This is a genomic window from Armatimonas sp. (genome assembly GCF_043760365.1).
Lineage (GTDB): Bacteria > Armatimonadota > Armatimonadia > Armatimonadales > Armatimonadaceae > Armatimonas.
Map to the genome: position 1 here is coordinate 1 of NZ_JAYUPA010000109.1, position 2,298 is coordinate 2,298.

A 2,298-nucleotide genomic window follows, 5' to 3' on the forward strand; every position below is an offset into this window, starting at 1 on the left:
GCCTTTCTTGATATTCATCGGTGCCAACTTGGGGCGTGGCGTTGTCTCTCTGCCTTGTGGCGGGATCTTCATGACGATCACTTGGTCGCGCTCGGCTTCGGTGAGCTCGTGGCAGAGTAGGAAGGCGATGCCCTCCATGACTGCACGCGCGGCTCGATGCCAACCGTCGATAAGCACTGAGGTGCCATCGAAGAACGGCACGAATAGAATGGGCCGAGTCAGATCAGTGGTCTTGGCATACTCCAGATCAAGGTCTGGGTACTGGCGCTGGAGGTAGGGAATCGTCAGGCCGTGGTCACCAGGAAAGAAGGTTAGGGGCTGTCTGCCACTGGCTTCCACCAGCCGCATTCCCGCTCCTGCGTTCCAGTGCCACTCTGTCCCTGTCGCGTCGGTGAAGGCAAAGACTTGGTCGTCCGTGTGAAGAACGATAACCTTAGGGCCTTCCATTACCCTGTCAGGGGCTTGCTTGGATCGGCTCATAGTCAGTACTCCTCGCGGATTAAAGTCAAAGTCTCTTGCCAGCCCGCCGACGTGATGATCCAGAGGATCGTGCCGTCTTTGAGTGTGTAGCTGGAAAGAACCCGCCCACCGCGTTTGATGGACTCATCGTTGACGACTCGGTCGTCGTAGCACATCTCCGCGCCGTAGTCGCCTTCCCGATGCCGCTTAAGTAGGTGCATAAGCTCCTCCTCGTTGCGGATCAGGGCCTCGACCGCGGCGGGTGTGACATAGACCTTGCCTAGGAGAAACTTGATGGGGCGTTGATAGCCCTGTCCAGGCTTTTGCTGGCTCATAAAGTCACCTCCGGTGAGCCTTTTGCTTCGTAGACGAAGGTCTCTCGCCGTTTGCGCTTGGTTGGCTCTGGGACTTGCCCAGTGAGCCTTCGCACGACTTCGGCAGCTCCCTTTCGGTAGACTGCCACGACAACGATAGTGCCGGTATCGGCTTCTCGAACCGCCCAATGCCGACCGCCCTTATAGCGGGAAATGTTTAGCAGCACAGCGGCACCTCCAGACGTTGCTGGAGAACACGTGATGCGCTCTGCATAACCTGCTCGATAGTGGCCGCCTGCTCTACTGCCTCCCAGCGTGCACTGAGACGGGAAATGTGTGACCATTGTGAAACTTGGAGTTTCCGCCAGCCCAGGACGTGCTTGCAGGAGTAGCGTCCGCCGTGCTTCTCGAAGAAGGGACAGGTGCAACTCTTTTCAGCGCGATCCAGGGTGTAGGTGGCTCCGTGCTCGGAGCGAATTAGGTAGCGGTGAGTATCGAGGGAGCGGATGCGATATCCGTCCTCGAAGAGTCGCTGTGCCCGCTCGTTGACGTTGGCAAGTGTCCTCGCCTCGTCCAGATTCATGGGAAGGGGTCCTTTCTTTGGTAAAAAGTCACCGAGCCATGAACTTCCCGTCTCCGGGCGACATGGCCCGGTGACGTGGAGATTTGATGTGTGAAGTGGGGAATATTGAAACGGGGATTACCCGGATACTGATTGGCGTTTAGCGAAGCCCATCTTCGGCTACGCCGAATGAGGTCGCCGCTTTAGAAGATCCAGAATGTCTTGCAGCAACTCGGGGTTGGGAGCACAGGGCGAAGCGATTCCTCGTACTCCCTTGCACTCTTCCACGACCCGCCCAAGCATCAGGGAGGTCTCCTCGACGCTTAGGGGCAGCGGTACGAGCTCTCCATCCTCAGGCTGTCCGATGTAGTCGTCCAGCTCAGGAACGAGAACCTCGATTCGCCACCCTCTATGGGCTTGGATCACTTGATCCTCGACAAGCATGTGAACAACACCGAAGTGCCATTTCTCCTCGATCTCTGCTGCCAGACCTCGCAGGCGCTGGCAGACGGCGGCGAGCCGCTTGTCTATCGTGGGGAGAATGGCGCTCACACGAGTAGCCCTCCTTTCGGAGTGAGTATCCGTGAACGCAGCGCCTGGTCTGCCCGGCTCTCGCTGGTGGTGTCGATAAGGACACTTGCCAGCGTTTCCAGCTCGAAACGGCTCTCGACAGGGAGTTTCTGCGCCGCACTGGTCACGGCATTGACGAGTCCATACAGCGTGTCCTGGTGGGACTCGCCGTACAGCCCGAACTTGATGTACTCGGCAGTCTGCTTGGAGAGTTTCCAGGCATCAGCCAGCACTTCGATAGCCCGTGCGGGGTCAGGAACAACCGTCTTGGTGGAGAGGATCATCTGCTCGATGAAGGCCGCCGCCACAAGCCGAGCTTGCGCGATGGCATCCTGGAGTAGGGGGACGAACTGCGCTGTAGCGACATGGATATGCCGCTGCTTGAGCATGCTC

5 protein-coding genes are annotated in these 2,298 nt (G+C 58.3%); all 5 read right to left on the reverse strand.

Features of this window, described 5'->3' with window-relative positions; genetic code table 11:
* A partial coding sequence (locus tag ACH2EH_RS02915) for a hypothetical protein (RefSeq protein ID WP_395138781.1) occupies positions 1 to 480 on the reverse strand: 480 nt, incomplete at its 3' end.
* A 2-nt stretch (positions 481 to 482) separates the two neighbouring features.
* Positions 483 to 794: a hypothetical protein gene (locus ACH2EH_RS02920; protein WP_395138783.1), complete on the reverse strand. Its 312-nt coding sequence runs from the start codon at positions 792 to 794 to the stop codon at positions 483 to 485.
* Positions 795 to 990: 196 nt separating this feature from the next.
* Complete coding sequence (locus tag ACH2EH_RS02925) at positions 991 to 1,356, reverse strand: SWIM zinc finger family protein (RefSeq protein WP_394793108.1); 366 nt, start codon at positions 1,354 to 1,356, stop codon at positions 991 to 993.
* Between the two features lie 159 nt (positions 1,357 to 1,515).
* The gene (locus ACH2EH_RS02930; RefSeq protein ID WP_395138787.1) at positions 1,516 to 1,887 is read right to left on the reverse strand and encodes a hypothetical protein; all 372 of its coding nucleotides are present in this window, start codon (positions 1,885 to 1,887) and stop codon (positions 1,516 to 1,518) included.
* Positions 1,884 to 2,298, reverse strand: a 415-nt coding sequence (locus ACH2EH_RS02935; protein WP_395138789.1) for a hypothetical protein, incomplete at its 5' end; no start/stop codon positions are given. The genes ACH2EH_RS02935 and ACH2EH_RS02930, both read right to left, overlap by 4 nt.

What these genes read in the sequence shown, in the direction of transcription:
- ACH2EH_RS02920 (WP_395138783.1), bottom strand. Translation starts at nt 794, where the DNA reads ATGAGCCAGCAAAAGCCTGGACAGGGCTATCAACGCCCCATCAAGTTT.
- ACH2EH_RS02925 (WP_394793108.1), bottom strand. Translation starts at nt 1,356, where the DNA reads ATGAATCTGGACGAGGCGAGGACACTTGCCAACGTCAACGAGCGGGCA.